Origin of the sequence: Desulfosporosinus hippei DSM 8344, from assembly GCF_900100785.1 — a bacterium.
Lineage (GTDB): Bacteria > Bacillota > Desulfitobacteriia > Desulfitobacteriales > Desulfitobacteriaceae > Desulfosporosinus > Desulfosporosinus hippei.
On sequence record NZ_FNCP01000005.1, the window covers coordinates 180,276 to 194,987 of the forward strand.

General features: G+C 41.7%; 14 protein-coding genes. 3 read left to right on the top strand and 11 right to left on the bottom strand.

Features of this window, described 5'->3' with window-relative positions:
* Positions 1–18: 18 nt before the first annotated feature.
* From infB to kamA, 10 genes are all read right to left on the bottom strand, one after another.
* Positions 19–3,081: a translation initiation factor IF-2 gene (gene infB, locus BLS16_RS06560; protein WP_092331414.1), complete on the bottom strand. Its 3,063-nt coding sequence runs from the start codon at positions 3,079–3,081 to the stop codon at positions 19–21.
* Between the two features lie 44 nt (positions 3,082–3,125).
* Positions 3,126–3,422 (bottom strand): L7Ae/L30e/S12e/Gadd45 family ribosomal protein, encoded by a 297-nt coding sequence (locus tag BLS16_RS06565; RefSeq protein WP_092331417.1) that lies wholly within the window; start codon positions 3,420–3,422, stop codon positions 3,126–3,128.
* Positions 3,419–3,682: an RNase P modulator RnpM gene (gene rnpM, locus BLS16_RS06570; RefSeq protein WP_092331419.1), complete on the bottom strand. Its 264-nt coding sequence runs from the start codon at positions 3,680–3,682 to the stop codon at positions 3,419–3,421. The genes BLS16_RS06565 and rnpM overlap by 4 nt, the downstream gene beginning before the upstream one ends.
* Positions 3,683–3,686: 4 nt before the next feature.
* Positions 3,687–5,030, bottom strand: a complete 1,344-nt coding sequence (gene nusA / locus BLS16_RS06575) for a transcription termination factor NusA (RefSeq protein ID WP_092331422.1) — start codon at positions 5,028–5,030, stop codon at positions 3,687–3,689.
* A gap of 37 nt (positions 5,031–5,067) precedes the next feature.
* On the bottom strand, positions 5,068–5,526 hold the full coding sequence (locus BLS16_RS06580) for a ribosome maturation factor RimP (RefSeq protein ID WP_092331425.1): 459 nt from the start codon (positions 5,524–5,526) through the stop codon (positions 5,068–5,070).
* A gap of 257 nt (positions 5,527–5,783) precedes the next feature.
* The gene (locus BLS16_RS06585) at positions 5,784–6,869 is read right to left on the bottom strand and encodes a GIY-YIG nuclease family protein (RefSeq protein WP_092331428.1); all 1,086 of its coding nucleotides are present in this window, start codon (positions 6,867–6,869) and stop codon (positions 5,784–5,786) included.
* Between the two features lie 71 nt (positions 6,870–6,940).
* Positions 6,941–7,552 (bottom strand): methyltransferase family protein, encoded by a 612-nt coding sequence (locus tag BLS16_RS06590; RefSeq protein WP_092331430.1) that lies wholly within the window; start codon positions 7,550–7,552, stop codon positions 6,941–6,943.
* A gap of 192 nt (positions 7,553–7,744) precedes the next feature.
* Entirely contained in the window at positions 7,745–8,164 is a 420-nt protein-coding gene (locus tag BLS16_RS06595) for a universal stress protein (RefSeq protein WP_092331433.1), read from the bottom strand.
* Positions 8,165–8,172: 8 nt separating this feature from the next.
* Positions 8,173–9,000 (bottom strand): putative beta-lysine N-acetyltransferase, encoded by an 828-nt coding sequence (gene ablB, locus BLS16_RS06600; protein ID WP_092331436.1) that lies wholly within the window; start codon positions 8,998–9,000, stop codon positions 8,173–8,175.
* Positions 8,993–10,270, bottom strand: coding sequence for a lysine 2,3-aminomutase (kamA, locus tag BLS16_RS06605; protein WP_092331438.1), 1,278 nt, complete (start codon positions 10,268–10,270; stop codon positions 8,993–8,995). Before kamA ends, ablB begins: the two co-directional genes overlap by 8 nt.
* 360 nt (positions 10,271–10,630) lie before the next feature.
* On the opposite strand from kamA, the gene BLS16_RS06610 reads away from it, so the two are divergent.
* The 3 genes from BLS16_RS06610 (at position 10,631) to BLS16_RS06620 (ending at position 12,975) form a co-directional block, all read left to right on the top strand.
* On the top strand, positions 10,631–11,419 hold the full coding sequence (locus BLS16_RS06610) for an ABC transporter substrate-binding protein (RefSeq protein WP_092331441.1): 789 nt from the start codon (positions 10,631–10,633) through the stop codon (positions 11,417–11,419).
* 129 nt (positions 11,420–11,548) lie between these two features.
* The gene (locus BLS16_RS06615) at positions 11,549–12,217 is read left to right on the top strand and encodes an amino acid ABC transporter permease (RefSeq protein ID WP_092331443.1); all 669 of its coding nucleotides are present in this window, start codon (positions 11,549–11,551) and stop codon (positions 12,215–12,217) included.
* 32 nt (positions 12,218–12,249) lie between these two features.
* A complete protein-coding gene (locus tag BLS16_RS06620) occupies positions 12,250–12,975 on the top strand; it encodes an amino acid ABC transporter ATP-binding protein (protein ID WP_143015514.1) in 726 nt (241 codons plus the stop codon).
* Between the two features lie 199 nt (positions 12,976–13,174).
* On the opposite strand, the gene BLS16_RS06625 is transcribed toward BLS16_RS06620, so the two are convergent.
* Positions 13,175–14,554 (bottom strand): alanine/glycine:cation symporter family protein, encoded by a 1,380-nt coding sequence (locus BLS16_RS06625; protein WP_092331448.1) that lies wholly within the window; start codon positions 14,552–14,554, stop codon positions 13,175–13,177.
* Between the last annotated feature and the right edge of the window lie 158 nt (positions 14,555–14,712).

Here is a 14,712-nt window from a genome sequence, read left to right on the forward strand (position 1 = left end):
CAATACCTCCAGGGATTACTATAATGTTCGCTTAACTTCTTCCATGACAAATGCTTCAATAGTGTCTCCCTCTTTGACATCATTATACTTTTCTATTCCAATTCCACATTCATAACCTTCGGCAACCTCTTTTGCATCATCCTTAAAGCGCTTAAGAGATTCCATAACACCTTCATGAATGACAATACTATCTCGAATAACTCTAACTTTAGCAGAACGAATAATTTTTCCTTCAGTTACCATACAACCGGCGACAGTTCCAGCTTTTGGAACTTTAAAGACCATACGAACTTCTGCCTTACCCACTACAACCTCTTTGAAGGATGGGTCTAACAAACCGGTCATTGCCGCTTTAACATCTTCAATGGCGTCATAGATAACTCTGTACAGGCGCAGATCTACCCCTTCTAACTCAGCTGTTGCCTTGGCATTGGCATCAGGGCGTACATTAAAGCCCAGAATAATTGCGTTTGAAGCTGAGGCCAGCATAATGTCTGTTTTATTGATTGCACCGACTCCGCCATGGATTGGATTAACTCTTACTTCGCCTGTTGAAAGTCGTAATAATGATTGCTTTAAAGCTTCGACTGATCCTTGTACATCTGCTTTGATAATAATATTGAGGTCTTTAATTTCACCCTCTTTAATCTTATCAAAAAGGTCTTCAAGGCTAACTTTCACAGCAACACTTTGTTTAGACTCTTCTACTTTACGCACTGCAATTCGAGCAGACGTTATCTGTCTAGCTAATTTTTCATCAGCAACAACGTAGAATGGTTCTCCAGCTTCGGGAACTTCGGATAAGCCTTGTACCTCTACAGGCATTGAAGGACCAGCTTTTTTGACACGTCGGCCTTTTTCATCCAACATAGCCTTAATCCGACCATATGCACAACCGGCCACTGCGACATCGCCAATATTAAGCGTTCCTTTGGAAACGAGCACTGTTGCTACCGGCCCCTTCCCTTTATCCAGTTCGGCCTCGATAACATTGCCGGCAGCCGGACGATTTGGATTGGCTTTATACTCGCGAACTTCTGCGACTAACAAAATCATCTCCAGAAGTTGTTCAATGTTAAGATGACTCTTTGCTGATACTGGAACGGCAATTGTATCTCCGCCCCATTCTTCGACAACAAGACCATACTCTGTTAGTTCCTGTTTTACTTTTTCAGGGACAGCATTCTCTTTATCTATCTTGTTAATAGCTACAATAATAGGAACCTCAGCCGCTTTAGCATGATTTATAGCCTCAATAGTCTGAGGCATTATTCCATCGTCAGCCGCTACTACTAGGATAGCAATATCCGTTACCTGAGCACCACGAGCACGCATAGATGTAAACGCTTCATGCCCCGGTGTATCTAAGAAAGTAATTTTTTGGCCGTTTATTTCAACTTGATAAGCCCCAATATGCTGAGTAATGCCCCCTGCCTCAGAAGCGGTTACATGTGTCGTCCGAATGGCATCAAGGAGAGAGGTCTTGCCATGATCGACATGCCCCATTACTGTAACTACAGGCGGACGGGTAACTAGGTCTTGGGGATCATCTTGGATTTCCTCAATAACAGCCAATGACTTCTCGGCCTTTACCTCAATAGTCACTCCCATTTCACCGGCTAGGATTGTTGCAGTTTCAACATCCAATTCCTGGTTAATAGTAGCCATAACTCCCAGGTTCATAAGCTGTTTAATCAGTTCTCCGCCTTTACGGCTCATCTTAGAGGCTAAATCCTGGACTGATATTGATCCCTGTATCACAATGTGCTTCGGCGTTGTATCCTTAACTTCTTTTTTGACATGTTTTTGTGGACGTCTATGGGGTGACCGAATTGCATTTTCTCTTTCTTTTTCTATTTCTCTTTTTCGTTCGTAAGCCTTATCCTGGGCTTTTTTATTTGCAGGCATCTGCCTTTTCGCTTGTTCAATAATAACGGGTGACGGCGGGGCACCCCCACCGGCACGCGGAGGCATTCCTGGACGAGCACCTTGCTGCTGGCCCTGGTACCCTGGGCGCGGACCTTGCTGCTGACCTTGATATCCCGGACGGGGGCCTTGTGACTGTCCTTGATATCCCGGACGGGGGCCTTGCGGCTGTCCTTGATATCCCGGACGAGGGCCTTGCGGCTGTCCCTGATATCCCGGACGGGGGCCTTGCGGCTGTCCTTGATATCCCGGACGAGGGCCTTGCGGCTGTCCTTGATATCCCGGACGAGGGCCTTGCGGCTGTCCCTGATATCCCGGACGGGGGCCTTGGGGCTGTCCTTGATATCCCGGACGAGGGCCTTGCGGTTGTCCTTGATATCCCGGTCGGGGGCCTTGCGGTTGTCCTTGATATCCCGGTCGGGGGCCTTGCGGTTGTCCTTGATATTCCGGACGAGGACCTTGCGGCTGTCCTTGATATCCCGGACGAGGACCTTGCGGTTGTCCTTGATATCCCGGACGAGGACCTTGCGGTTGTCCTTGATATCCCGGTCGGGGGCCTTGCGGTTGTCCTTGATATCCCGGACGAGGACCTTGCGGCTGTCCTTGATATCCCGGACGAGGGCCTTGCGGCTGTCCTTGATATCCCGGACGAGGGCCTTGTGGTTGACCTTGGTACCCTGGTCGCGGACCTTGCGGTTGTCCTTGGTACCCTGGTCGCGAACCTTGTGGCTGACCCTGACTCCCTGAACGTGAACCTTGTGGCTGACCTTGATATCCAGGTCGAGGACCTTGTGGCTGTCCTTGATTTCCTTGCCTTGGGGCTTGTGGACGCCCTTCGGCTCCTGGACGTCGTCCTCCCTCAATTTCTGGGCGAGCACTTTGAGGCTGCCTTTCAATTGCTGAACGGGGATCTTTCAGCTCTCCATCTTGTACTGATTCAGTTGTCATTGGTCTTGTTTCTTCAGTATTTTTGTGTTCAGAATGCTCCAAAACTGTCTCCTTTCCTTTCTGTTGGTTCCTTAAGCGATCTGCGTCTTTTTGATCGACTGTACTTAAATGATTTTTTACATCAGTTCCCATAGCCAAGAGTCTTGTCATCACTTCTTTACTACTAAAATTTAATTCTTTTGCTAATTCATGAACACGAATACTCATTTAACCACCCCCACATAATCGGCTCCCACATTACGCTCCAAGCATCAGCTCCTTGCTAGTAATATAGCCTTAGCAAACCCTTGATCCAAAATAAGCACTGCTGAACGCGGCGAAAGTCCTATAGAACATCCCAGCTCTAGTTTTGTACCAGTGATTAACACCGGTAGTCTTATATCATTAGCCCATTGAGTATACTTTTTTTGTGCTCCGTGGGCATCGTCCGCAATAATTAAGAGAAACCCTTTTCGTTTTTTAAGCATGGCCTCAATTTGAGCGTCTCCGGAAGCGATTTTTCCAGCTCGTCGTGCAATTCCTACTAATGATTCTATACGTGTATTCAAGAAGTTATTTTCCCTTCTAAATTCGCGAAAACTGCAGGATCCACGTCGACTCCAAAAGCTTTACGAAAGCGGCGCTCCTTAACAGCGGCTTGAAAACAGACTGAGTTTGGACAAAGGTAAGCGCCACGGCCATTCCGTTTTCCAGTCGGATCTAATTCCACAACCCCCTCTGGAGTTCTCACTACTCGCAAAAGCTCTTTCTTAGGCTTCATTTCTTGACACCCCAAGCACATCCGCATCGGAACTTTTCGTGTCTTCATCCCCTCACCCCTTCCCTTTGGGTTTTTCGGGAAGCTCATCTGAGCCAAGCAAGGTGTCCAGATCCTCTGGGAGATCTTCTAACACTAAAGAATCATCATCATTTGAAAGAAGTTCTTCTTCATATGTTTCAACGTAATTGTCAGCTTTTGGCTTAGGATCCCCATTAATTATATCCTCTTGATACTCTTGTTCTTCCTGATATTCTTGATAATTATCGGAATCTACGTACTCATCATATTCTGAGTACTCTTCATATTCACCGTACTCGGCGTAGGTCTCATACTCTTGTTGCCCTTGAGGAATGATATTGTGGGCAATTGCTTGTGACTCACTTTTTATATCAATCTTCCAACCGGTGAGCTTGGCCGCCAAACGTGCATTTTGCCCTTCTTTACCAATTGCTAATGAAAGCTGATAATCCGGAACTACTACAATAGCAACTTTTTCATTGAGTTTTGGATAGACTTGTAATACTTTTGCGGGAGATAAGGCATTAGCCACAAATTCTTGAGGATCAATTGAGAAATTTACAATATCAATCTTTTCTCCTTTTAATTCTGTGACAATGGTCTGCACACGTACTCCCTTAGGGCCAACACATGCCCCTACAGGATCAACATTTTGGTCACGTGAATGAACAGCAATTTTGGAACGCGCTCCAGCTTCACGTGAGACTCCTTTTATTTCAACAATTCCGTCATGAATTTCTGGAACTTCAAGCTCAAATAGACGTTTTATCAACCCTGGATGTGTCCGTGAAAGCATTATTTGAGGTCCCTTTGTCGTTTTTTTCACCTCTACGACATAAGTTTTAATGCGCTCAAACGACTGATATTCCTCCCCAGGTATTTGTTCCTGAGCAGGAAGTACAGCTTCCACCTTTCCTAAATCAACAATGACGTTTTTTTGCTCATACCGTTGGACAACTCCGGTAACAATGTCCCCTTCACGATTGACAAATTCATCATAGATCATACCGCGTTCTGCTTCTCTTATGCGTTGAACGACGACCTGCTTTGCTGTTTGAGCTGCAATTCGGCCAAATTCACGAGGGGTCACTTCGTATTCAACAATGTCTTCTAGTTGGTAATTAGGATCAAGATTACGAGCCTCTGCCAAACCAACCTGAGTCCGAGGATCCTCCACGATATCTGTGACGGTTTTTCGGGCATAAACTTTAAACTCACCGGTTAAACGATCAATCAGAACTCGCACATTTTGCAATGATCCGAAATTCTTCTTGTATGCGGAAATCAGTGCTGCCTCAATTGCCTCAAATAGAATTTCTGCAGAAATTCCCCGTCCTTTTTCTAATTCATGAAGGGCCTCGATGAACTCCATATTCATTTTTCAATTTTCCTCCTTATTCTGTTGTGCTTAGAACTCAAAAATCCAGTGCCAAATGGGCTCTCTTAACTAAATTGTGTGGAATGGCAATATGCTCATCATTGTATTCTAAAACGATCTCATCATTGATTAGTCCAATAAGATTTCCAGAAAACTTTTTAAACCCCTTAAAGGATGATGTTGTATGAACCATGACCATACTTCCCCGAAAACGAACAAAGTCCTCTTCCTTTTTAAGAGGACGTTCCAGTCCAGGAGAAGACACTTCCAGCATATAGGCTTGAGGGATAGGATTCTTCTGATCAAGCATTTCACTCACAACGTGACTGATAGCCGAACAATCGTCCATGTCCACACCGCCTTCTTTATCTATATAAAGACGCAGATACCAATGTGCACCTTCTTTTAAGTATTCTACATCGACCAATTCCAGGCCCTTTTCTTTTATAAGAGGTTCAACCATAGAACCAATTTGTTTTTCTATTGCCTCACTCATATGAATTCTCTCCTTTAAACGCAACGTATGGACATTTTCCTATAGTCTTACGAAGATGTCCTTAAGTTATACCAACGTTACGAATTGGACAAACGAAGGAGCGGGTTAGAACCCACTCCTTACCATCAAGACTACAAATTTCCTTATACTAATATAGCATATTAGTCATGACTGTGCAACCTAATGCTAAATTTGAATCATTTAAATTACCCTTTTTTTGCAAATAAATACTGTAAGCTATCATTAGAAAAGGCAGCTTAATTTATTCTTTGAGTGATCTGGTCAATTATCTTCTGGACGGAGGTTTCCAAAGCTTTTTCACTTTTCAATTTTGCTACTGGAATCGAAAATGTAAGAACTTGTTTCCTATTTTTTTTAAGATAAGAGAAAATTATTTGTGCCTCATCAATATCTCTCTCAGTCAGTTTATAATCTTCTTGGAGTTCTGTTGTGAGGTACCCCTTTCTGATTATTTGCAAAAAGGCTTGCTTCATTTCTGTTTTATCTATTTGGGTACTAATAACTTTTCCGCTTAGAAGCCGATTCCCTTTAATGAAAAATAATTTGGCCTGTGATCTGCCCATCAACTCTACTGCTAAGATATTTCTATTTTTACTTGACTGGTTAACCAGGCGCTGCTTATTAATAACATGTCTAAGACCTTTGTAATACTCTCTATATTCGGACGCTTTTTCAAATTTAAGATTCTCTATCGCTATATCGATTTTCTTTACCAAATTCCGGATGGCTGATTGATCCTTTCCGTTCAGAAGTTGCTGAATCTTTTCAATGTATGTCCAGTATTCTTCAGTTTTTACCTGCCCGGTGCAAACACCCAGACAGGAACCTAATTGCATAAAGAGGCAACCGTTATGTCTCTTGACTAATTTAGGAGTAAGACATTTTCGCAAGGGATAAAAGTCATTTAAATGCCTAATTACATTCTCTACCCCTTGAGGACTGGTAAACGGACCATAGTATGATCCGCTATCCAGGATTTCGTTAGTTACTGTCACTCGAGGGTATTGTTCATCGGCATTTCTTAAGTAAATATACTTTTTGTTATTCTTCATCTGACTGTTATAACGGGGTTTGAGTTCCTTAATTAAACGACACTCTTCAATGAAGGCATCTAATTCTGTATCAGTAATTTGATAATGAAATGAATGTATATGTTTTATCATATCAGCGACCTTCGGATCCCTATCCCTTTGGTCATAGAAATACTGAGATACCCTGCTTTTCAAATTTTTAGCCTTACCGACATAAATAATATTCCCCAATGAATCGTACATCATATAAACCCCTGGGCTTTGAGGAAGTTGCTTGAGCTTTTCTTTCAAAATAATTCTCTCCAAAGCTTATTTCCAATGTACTTGTAGTATATCACATGACTTTGGAGCATCAGTAATGATCATATAATAAAAGGAATGAACATCTTGGTTTGTTTCATATATTTCCAATACTCGTCCCCAAATTCAGCAAGCATATCTTTTTCTTCTCTCCTTGCAAGGCGTACATACATAACTATCATTACTGGATAGAGCAAGAGCATTGGTAACGTTGCCCATTCAGCAATCATCCCCAAGGATAATAGCAGGAGTCCTGTATATTGTGGGTGACGGATATACCTATACACTCCGTTTGTCACAAGTGAACCCTTTCCAGCGTCCTTTGACCAGTACCTTTTATATATATTGTACCAACCGTTTAAGATTAGAAGCAAAGCAATAATTACACAGGTAATATTTATATACATACCCCAAAATCCAATTGTGGAAACAAATGTATGCCCCCAAAGAATGCCTTCAGGTAGTTTCTTCCCAATGATCCAAGAAATCACATACATACTAAAAGGAATCCCATGCATTTCGATGGCAAACGCTATAATAAATGCTAAATAAGTACCAGCTGGTTTTTTGTCCATCTTTCGGTAAAAAGGGATAAATAGGAGCACAAAACTGTATAATACGATAAAAAAAACAACGCCAAGCCAATTGTGGAAATGACTTTCCAACGTTTCCACGAATTCGTCCTCCTTATAATCAAACAACCCTCATCCAGTCACTCATACTGTCAATAGCCAAGGATACTTAGTGAGAATCTACCCACTTAAGCTTGCATGAGAGTTTTTTCTCCGGCCATCCTTTCTATATATTACCATGACCAAAAAATGAAAGGAAGCCAAAGAATCATCTTTAACTTCCTTTCTTGCTCGTTATTTTACGACAAGAACTGGGCAAGTGGCGTATTTAATGACCGAATTGCTTATACCTCTAAATCCAGCTAGCCGACCAAATAGTTTATTATCCATTATAATAAGATCTGCTCTTTCCTCTGCCGCCATTTTAATGATTAAAGTGGTCGGATCACCCGTTGCAGCTCTTCTATCAATAGCGTCAGGTGGATGACCTATATCCACCATTATATCCTTTAGGATATCTAGGGCATTACTTTTTTCGAAAGGCACATACTGTCTTTCAGGCCCTAACCCAAAATTCAAGTATAGAGGAATGATGGGGTTTATATAAATAGCAATGGGCTTAGAGCCAGTTTGTTTGGCTAACTTTATTGCATGGATTAAGGCATTTTTGGAATGTCCAGCGGAATCCACCGGAACTACAATTCTATGATACATAATCTGCCTTATTTAACCCAAAGATTCATGTCTTCAAAAGAACCAGCAATATCGCAGTTGTTTATTAAACGGCCTTGATATCTGTATCCTAGTTTGTGAAATACTCTGTTCATTCCATAAGATTGTGCTCGTGCAAGAGTAAATAGGTTTAATGTTTGATGCTTTAGTACCTCATTTTCTAAAATGCCCAATAAACGTTCTGTTAGGGAATTTCCTCTATACTCTTCTAACGTTGCGCAATCCGTCATCTCGCAACGATTTAATTCTTTATCCGGATACGCAGCAGCAACACCGATCAGCTTCTTTTCAATAAACGCCCCAGCAAAAATATTACCATCTTTTATTAACGATCGAATATATTGAGAGTCTTCCACAGGAGAGGGATAACTTTCAAAGACACGGGTTAATAATTCAGATATTTGTTCTGCAAAGGATTGATTTAGGAGTTTCAACCTTATTCCTTCGGACAAACCTGTCAGACGTCGGATAGGTTCAGTCCGAACACTATCAACAATATCGTTTTCGGTCTGTAATTTATCGGAAAACGCCCTAACAGGATTTACATAGTAGGCCATGCTAATAGCAAACTCCTCAAAATTATCTCTGAAAAGACTTCCTTCTGTACGAAAGCCGAATCCTAGAAATTCTGGGACATCAGCGGGTAAGGCCCAAAGCCATATTTTTTCCAGCTTCTTATTGACCGCTAATTCAATCAATTCTCTGCTGAAGAAAGCTGGCTTTATTCCTCGTAAATAGCCGTTAACAACCAGCCGTTTATTCCTTTCATCCACGATAATGTGACTCGGGGAACTTACCGGGCTCATCTTACTAAGCATTTTTACTACCTCCACTGGAAACTTTTTTTCTTCTCTGCTCTCTGCTATTCTCTTGAGGCGTAAGGCTAATCCTTTCACCCTTTAGAAGCTTAACCAAGCCAATCTTGTGATTTTTCGTACTGATACAGGAGTTTGAGCATGTCTTGCAACGGCTTTCTTTGTCATCAGGTTCCTGATATACACTAATGACCCCTTCATAATTGCGTAGGATCACTTTGTCATTGGATTGAGAAATCAAGTAGTTTGGCTGTAGGGGAACTTTTCCTCCGCCTCCCGGTGCATCAACAACAAATGTTGGGACTGCGAAACCAGAGGTATGTCCCCTAAGCATTTCTATGATTTCTATGCCGGTACTGACAGAGGTACGGAAATGTTCGATACCACGAGATAAATCGCACTGATACAAATAATAAGGTCTAACCCGGCATTTGACCAGTTCATGAACCAGCTTTTTCATAATCACTGGACAATCGTTGATCCCCTTAAGTAAAACCGATTGGTTGCCAAGAGGTATACCAGAATTAGCTAGTTTGTTGAGAGCATTTCGTGCTTCAAGAGTAAGCTCTTGAGGGTGATTAAAGTGTGTGTTGATCCAAATCGGTTGATATCTCTGCAAAACTTCGATGAGATGATCTGTAATTCGCATAGGAAGGACTACCGGAGTTCTCGTTCCAATCCTGATAATTTCAACATGGGGAATCGAACTAAGATTAGAAAGTATATAGTCTAAACGTTCATCCGACAAAGTAAGGGGATCTCCACCTGATATTAAAACATCTCGAATTTGTGAGTTGGCACGAATATATTCAAGGGCAAGCTTAAACCGATTTAAGGGCAAGGCCTTATCCGTTTGCCCGGCCATTCTTCTTCGGGTGCAATGTCTGCAGTACATTGAACATTGATCTGTTACCAAGAGTAATACTCTGTCAGGATAACGGTGTGTCAATCCTGGCACCGGAGAATCAGCTTCTTCATGTAACGGATCCTCTAAATCACAGGAGGACTTGTTTAATTCCAGGATTGAAGGAATTGCTTGTTTTCTGATAGGGCAGGTTGGATCCTGTGGATTCATAAGTGAAAAGTAGTATGGAGTAATTGCCATACGAAAATTTTCCAGACACTTCCGAATTTGATCAGCCTCCTCTGCCGGAAGCGACATAGATTCAAGTAATTCTTTATGATTCGTAATTCGATTGGACATTTGCCAATTCCAATCATTCCATAGGCTGTCATTGATATTGGGCCATATCATTTCCCGTTGCTTATTCATTCTTCTACCTCCTCGTCTGGTTACCCGAAAGTTATTACAGGATAGCTCAGGCTTCGGTTAAAACATAGAAAGTGAGCGCCAAAAAAACAAACTACTGACAACTTTCAGTAATAGAATAAGTTGTTTGTAGATAATTGTCAACTAAAAGATTTGTAGAATTTTGAAGCTAAAAATATACAATTATTGGTCATAAATCGTATTGTATGGTATACTAAGGCACTAACAACTTATTATTTTCTTATAAGTTGTATGTTGGAGTAAATCTATGATTGCTCAGTTTCATTTGGAGGTGGTTCCATTGCTCTTATAAAAAGCAGTAATACATGATCCCTATCAAAAGGTACATAGGAGGTAGAAAGAATGAAAAAGATTAGAGCGCTTGTCCTTTTTACAATAGCCATACTGGTAATTACTGGTTGTAATGCATCGAAAAGTAATTCCGACACAACCCCTACGGCAACCTTAGATCGGATTAAGGCTAATGGCAAAATAACCTTTGCTATGAGCGGGCAGTATCCACCCTTCAATTTTTTTAATGAGCAGAATAAGCTTACAGGTTTTGATGTGGAAATAGGGCAAGAAATTGCCAAAAGAATTAATGTAAACTCAGACCCTATCGCAACTGAATGGGATGGAATTATCGCCGGATTAACAACAAGCAAATTTGATATGATTTTGGGAAGTATGGCCATCACAGATGAAAGGCTAGAGAAAGTAAATTTTAGTACACCTTATTATCGATCAGGAGCTCAAATTATTGTGCCCTCCGACTCAAACATCAGTGGATCCGCCGATCTTAAGGGCAAAAAGGTTGGGGTTGTGCTTGGCACTACATTTGAAACGAAAGCACGGGAATTGGGTGCTACTGTAAATACCTACAAAGGAGACCCGGATGCCTTTAACGATATGCTTAACGGAAGAGTTGATGCCGTGATTACCGACAAAATAGTTGGTTTAAATGCAATTAAGAAGAATAGTTATCCGTATAAACTGGTCGGAGATTTATTATATGTAGAAAAAATGGGTATAGCAATTCGTAAGGACAGTCCAAAATTGCTTGAAGCAGTAAACAACGCTCTCAAGGAAATGATGGATGATGGAACCTATAAACAGATTAGTGAAAAGTATTTCAATCAAGATATCCGTTAAAGCTAATTAGATCTAAATAGCGGGCTCGTAGCAGATATTTCAACTAACTTACCACATATAGTTAGGAGCTTAAGATTAGACATATTTGGCAAAGGGGTGTTCATTGATCAGACTGGAGGCATTGGTTTTATGAATCTCGATTTTAGTATCATCATTAAATATCTTCCCTTCTTATTGCAGGGAGCAGGTCTGACTATAGAACTTGCTGTACTAGGAATTGCTTTTGGTATCTTTATTGGCCTAATTGCTGCACTTTTAAAGATATCTCATACCCCTCTGCGATATGTTGCTCACTTTTACATTTGGCTGGTTCGAGGAACCCCTTTGCTTGTTCAGCTATTTCTCATTTATTTTGGTTTGCCACAACTTGGAATTACCTTAAGTGCCTTTGCTTCTTCGGTATTAGGACTGGGAATTAACAGTGGAGCTTATTTGGCAGAGGTTTTTAGGGGTGGAATAGAAGCAATTCCAAAAGGACAGACTGAAGCTTCTTTATCACTTGGAATGGGAAAAATCTTAACCCTGCGCAGAATTATCTTTCCGCAAGCCTTACGAATTTCAATTCCCTCATTAGGCAATCAGTTTATCATCTCTTTGAAAGATTCATCGCTATGTTCAGTAATCACTATGTCGGAACTCCTTCAAACTTCGCAACGTTTTGCCAGTGTTACTTTTGGTTCTTTGGAGTTCTACACTACCGCTGCTCTCTTCTATTTGCTGATGACAACCGTTATATCAGCAGTATTACGCAGCCTAGAATGGAGATTATCTAAAGAAAATAGGACAAGGGCGTGTTGATAATGGAATTAACTAAAATACATGAAAAGTCTATGATCAATGTAAACTCTTTAGTTAAAGACTTTGGCAATCATAGGGTTATAAACGGTATAGATGCTACAGTGTCTCCTGGTGAGGTTGTAGTACTGATCGGAGCAAGTGGTTCGGGAAAAAGCACTTTTCTGCGCTGTTTAAATGGGCTTGAGGCCTTAACTTCGGGGGAAATATTGATTGATAGCGTCCCGTTGGAAAGGAACTCAAAAAATCTGAAACAAATTCGTCGTCAAGTTGGTATGGTATTCCAGCAGTTCAATCTGTTTCCCCACCTAACAGTCTTGGAAAACATCATCGAAGCACCTGTTCATGTTCTTAATCGACCAAAGAGCCATGCAATCAAAGATGCCCAGGAATTACTTTCTAAGGTGGGACTTTTCGATAAACAGAACTGTTACCCTGGAACATTGTCTGGTGGACAGGGCCAAAGAGTTGCCATTGCGCGTGCACTAGCTATGCATCCAAAAATAATGCTTTTTGATGAGCCCACCTCAGCCCTTGACCCAGAGCTGGTTGGGGAAGTTCTTACTGTTATGAAGCAGTTAGCCGAAGACGGAATGACTATGGTTGTCGTAACCCACGAAATGGGGTTTGCCAAGGAAGTCGCGGACAGGGTAATTTTCATTGATGAAGGCCGGATCGTAGAGGAAGGCTCACCTACTCAGATTTTTGGAAACCCTCAAGAAACCCGCACTCAAACTTTCCTTGGCCGGTTAAGTCATTAACTACTTGAACGTTTTTATAATGCAATATTGAGTGGCTGCAACACTATTCAGCACACGGCTCAAATAAGATCCGTGGATACTCCCCTGGTATGACGGGCTCTTACGAATATATATTGATTAAAGTGCACTCAATTCAAAAAACGACCTTAAAGGTCGTTTTTTGAGTAAGATATAGTATTAGAATTAGTGTTTCAGAATGTTACTTTTTAACAACCGGAATGGGATCCTTTGAAACCTCGTCTAAATTATCCTCCCACAGATACTTTTTTGTTTCTGAGACGATAACTCCACTTAAGAGCAACAGGGAAACGAGGTTTGGTATAGCCATCAATGCGTTCATAGCATCTGCCATATCCCAGACCAGTTGAAGAGTCATTATGGACCCTAGGAATACAGCAAGTACCCAGACCCCTCGGTATGGCATAATTGCAGCCTTTCCAAACAAGTATTCAATGGCTCTTTCCCCATAATAGGACCAGCCGAGGATCGTTGAAAACACGAAGGTTAAAAGCCCAACTGTTAAAACAATGGGGCCAACTACGGGTATTTGAGCAAAGGCGATTTTCGTTAGCGCTGCACCTTTTAATCCTTCTGTGGCAGCAGGATTACTCATAATACTACTAACTACAACGATTCCAGTCATTGCACAGACCACAACAGTATCCCAGAAAGTTCCGGTTGCAGAGACTAAAGCTTGGCGAACTGGATTTCTAGTTTGAGCCGCTGCTGCCACAATTGGAGCCGACCCTAATCCTGACTCATTGGAGAACAGCCCTCGGGCAATACCGTAGCGTGCTGCCATCATGATAGAAGCTCCGATAAATCCACCCCCAGCTGCTTGAGGAGTGAAGGCAGATTTAAAAATCAGGCTGATTGCAGGTACTACAAATGAAGCATTTAGAGCTAAGATAATGATGCAACCAATTACGTAGAATATAGCCATAAAAGGCACAAGTCTTTCACACACTCGCGCGATTGATTTCACTCCGCCGATAATAACAAAGCCAGTGAGAGCTGCCATAACACCACCGGTGTAATAAGGTGAAATATTAAAACTTTCTTGGACCATAGTGGCTATCGAATTAGCTTGAACCGTGTTGCCAATTCCAAAAGCCGCAATCGCTGTAAAAATACAAAATAATACCGCCAGCCACTTTTGACCCAGACCATTTTCCAAGGCATACATAGGTCCACCAAGCATTGTCCCATCTGAGGTCTTAACTCTATACTTTACCGATAACAGTGCCTCAGAGTACTTAGTAGCAATACCGAAAACTCCCGTTAACCAGCACCATAGTACAGCGCCTGGCCCTCCCAAAGCTACGGCAGTAGAAACCCCTACGATATTACCGGTTCCTATCGTTGCCGCTAATGCTGTGGTGAGAGCCCCGAACTGGCTTACATCTCCCTCAGAAGACGTATCCTTCGTTAGCGAAAGTTTAATGGCTTTAATAATATGTTTTTGAATGAAGCGAGTACGAAAGGTTAGAAATAAGTGCGTACCGAAAAGTAAGATGAGCATTGGGGGACCCCAGAGATAATCGTTTAGCCAGATGATAGCGTTGTGAAATGATTCCATGACGTTTTTCCTCCTCCGTAAATATAATACCTTTGTGGATTGCTGATATGCGCTCCATCTTATATATAAACATTCATGAACCTTCCGTTCACAGGGAGGCATGAAAATTTTCGGACATCTTTTCATGGCAAGAATTAACTGAGATAATCTTAATAAGG

Bases quoted from the DNA above. Each gene is read 5' to 3' on its own strand.
- infB (WP_092331414.1), bottom strand. From the start codon at position 3,081: ATGAGTATTCGTGTTCATGAATTAGCAAAAGAATTAAATTTTAGTAGT.
- rnpM (WP_092331419.1), bottom strand. From the start codon at position 3,682: ATGAAGACACGAAAAGTTCCGATGCGGATGTGCTTGGGGTGTCAAGAA.
- nusA (WP_092331422.1), bottom strand. From the start codon at position 5,030: ATGAATATGGAGTTCATCGAGGCCCTTCATGAATTAGAAAAAGGACGG.
- BLS16_RS06580 (WP_092331425.1), bottom strand. From the start codon at position 5,526: ATGAGTGAGGCAATAGAAAAACAAATTGGTTCTATGGTTGAACCTCTT.
- BLS16_RS06595 (WP_092331433.1), bottom strand. From the start codon at position 8,164: ATGTATCATAGAATTGTAGTTCCGGTGGATTCCGCTGGACATTCCAAA.
- ablB (WP_092331436.1), bottom strand. From the start codon at position 9,000: ATGCTTAGTAAGATGAGCCCGGTAAGTTCCCCGAGTCACATTATCGTG.
- kamA (WP_092331438.1), bottom strand. From the start codon at position 10,270: ATGAATAAGCAACGGGAAATGATATGGCCCAATATCAATGACAGCCTA.
- BLS16_RS06610 (WP_092331441.1), top strand. From the start codon at position 10,631: ATGAAAAAGATTAGAGCGCTTGTCCTTTTTACAATAGCCATACTGGTA.
- BLS16_RS06615 (WP_092331443.1), top strand. From the start codon at position 11,549: ATGAATCTCGATTTTAGTATCATCATTAAATATCTTCCCTTCTTATTG.
- BLS16_RS06620 (WP_143015514.1), top strand. From the start codon at position 12,250: ATGATCAATGTAAACTCTTTAGTTAAAGACTTTGGCAATCATAGGGTT.
- BLS16_RS06625 (WP_092331448.1), bottom strand. From the start codon at position 14,554: ATGGAATCATTTCACAACGCTATCATCTGGCTAAACGATTATCTCTGG.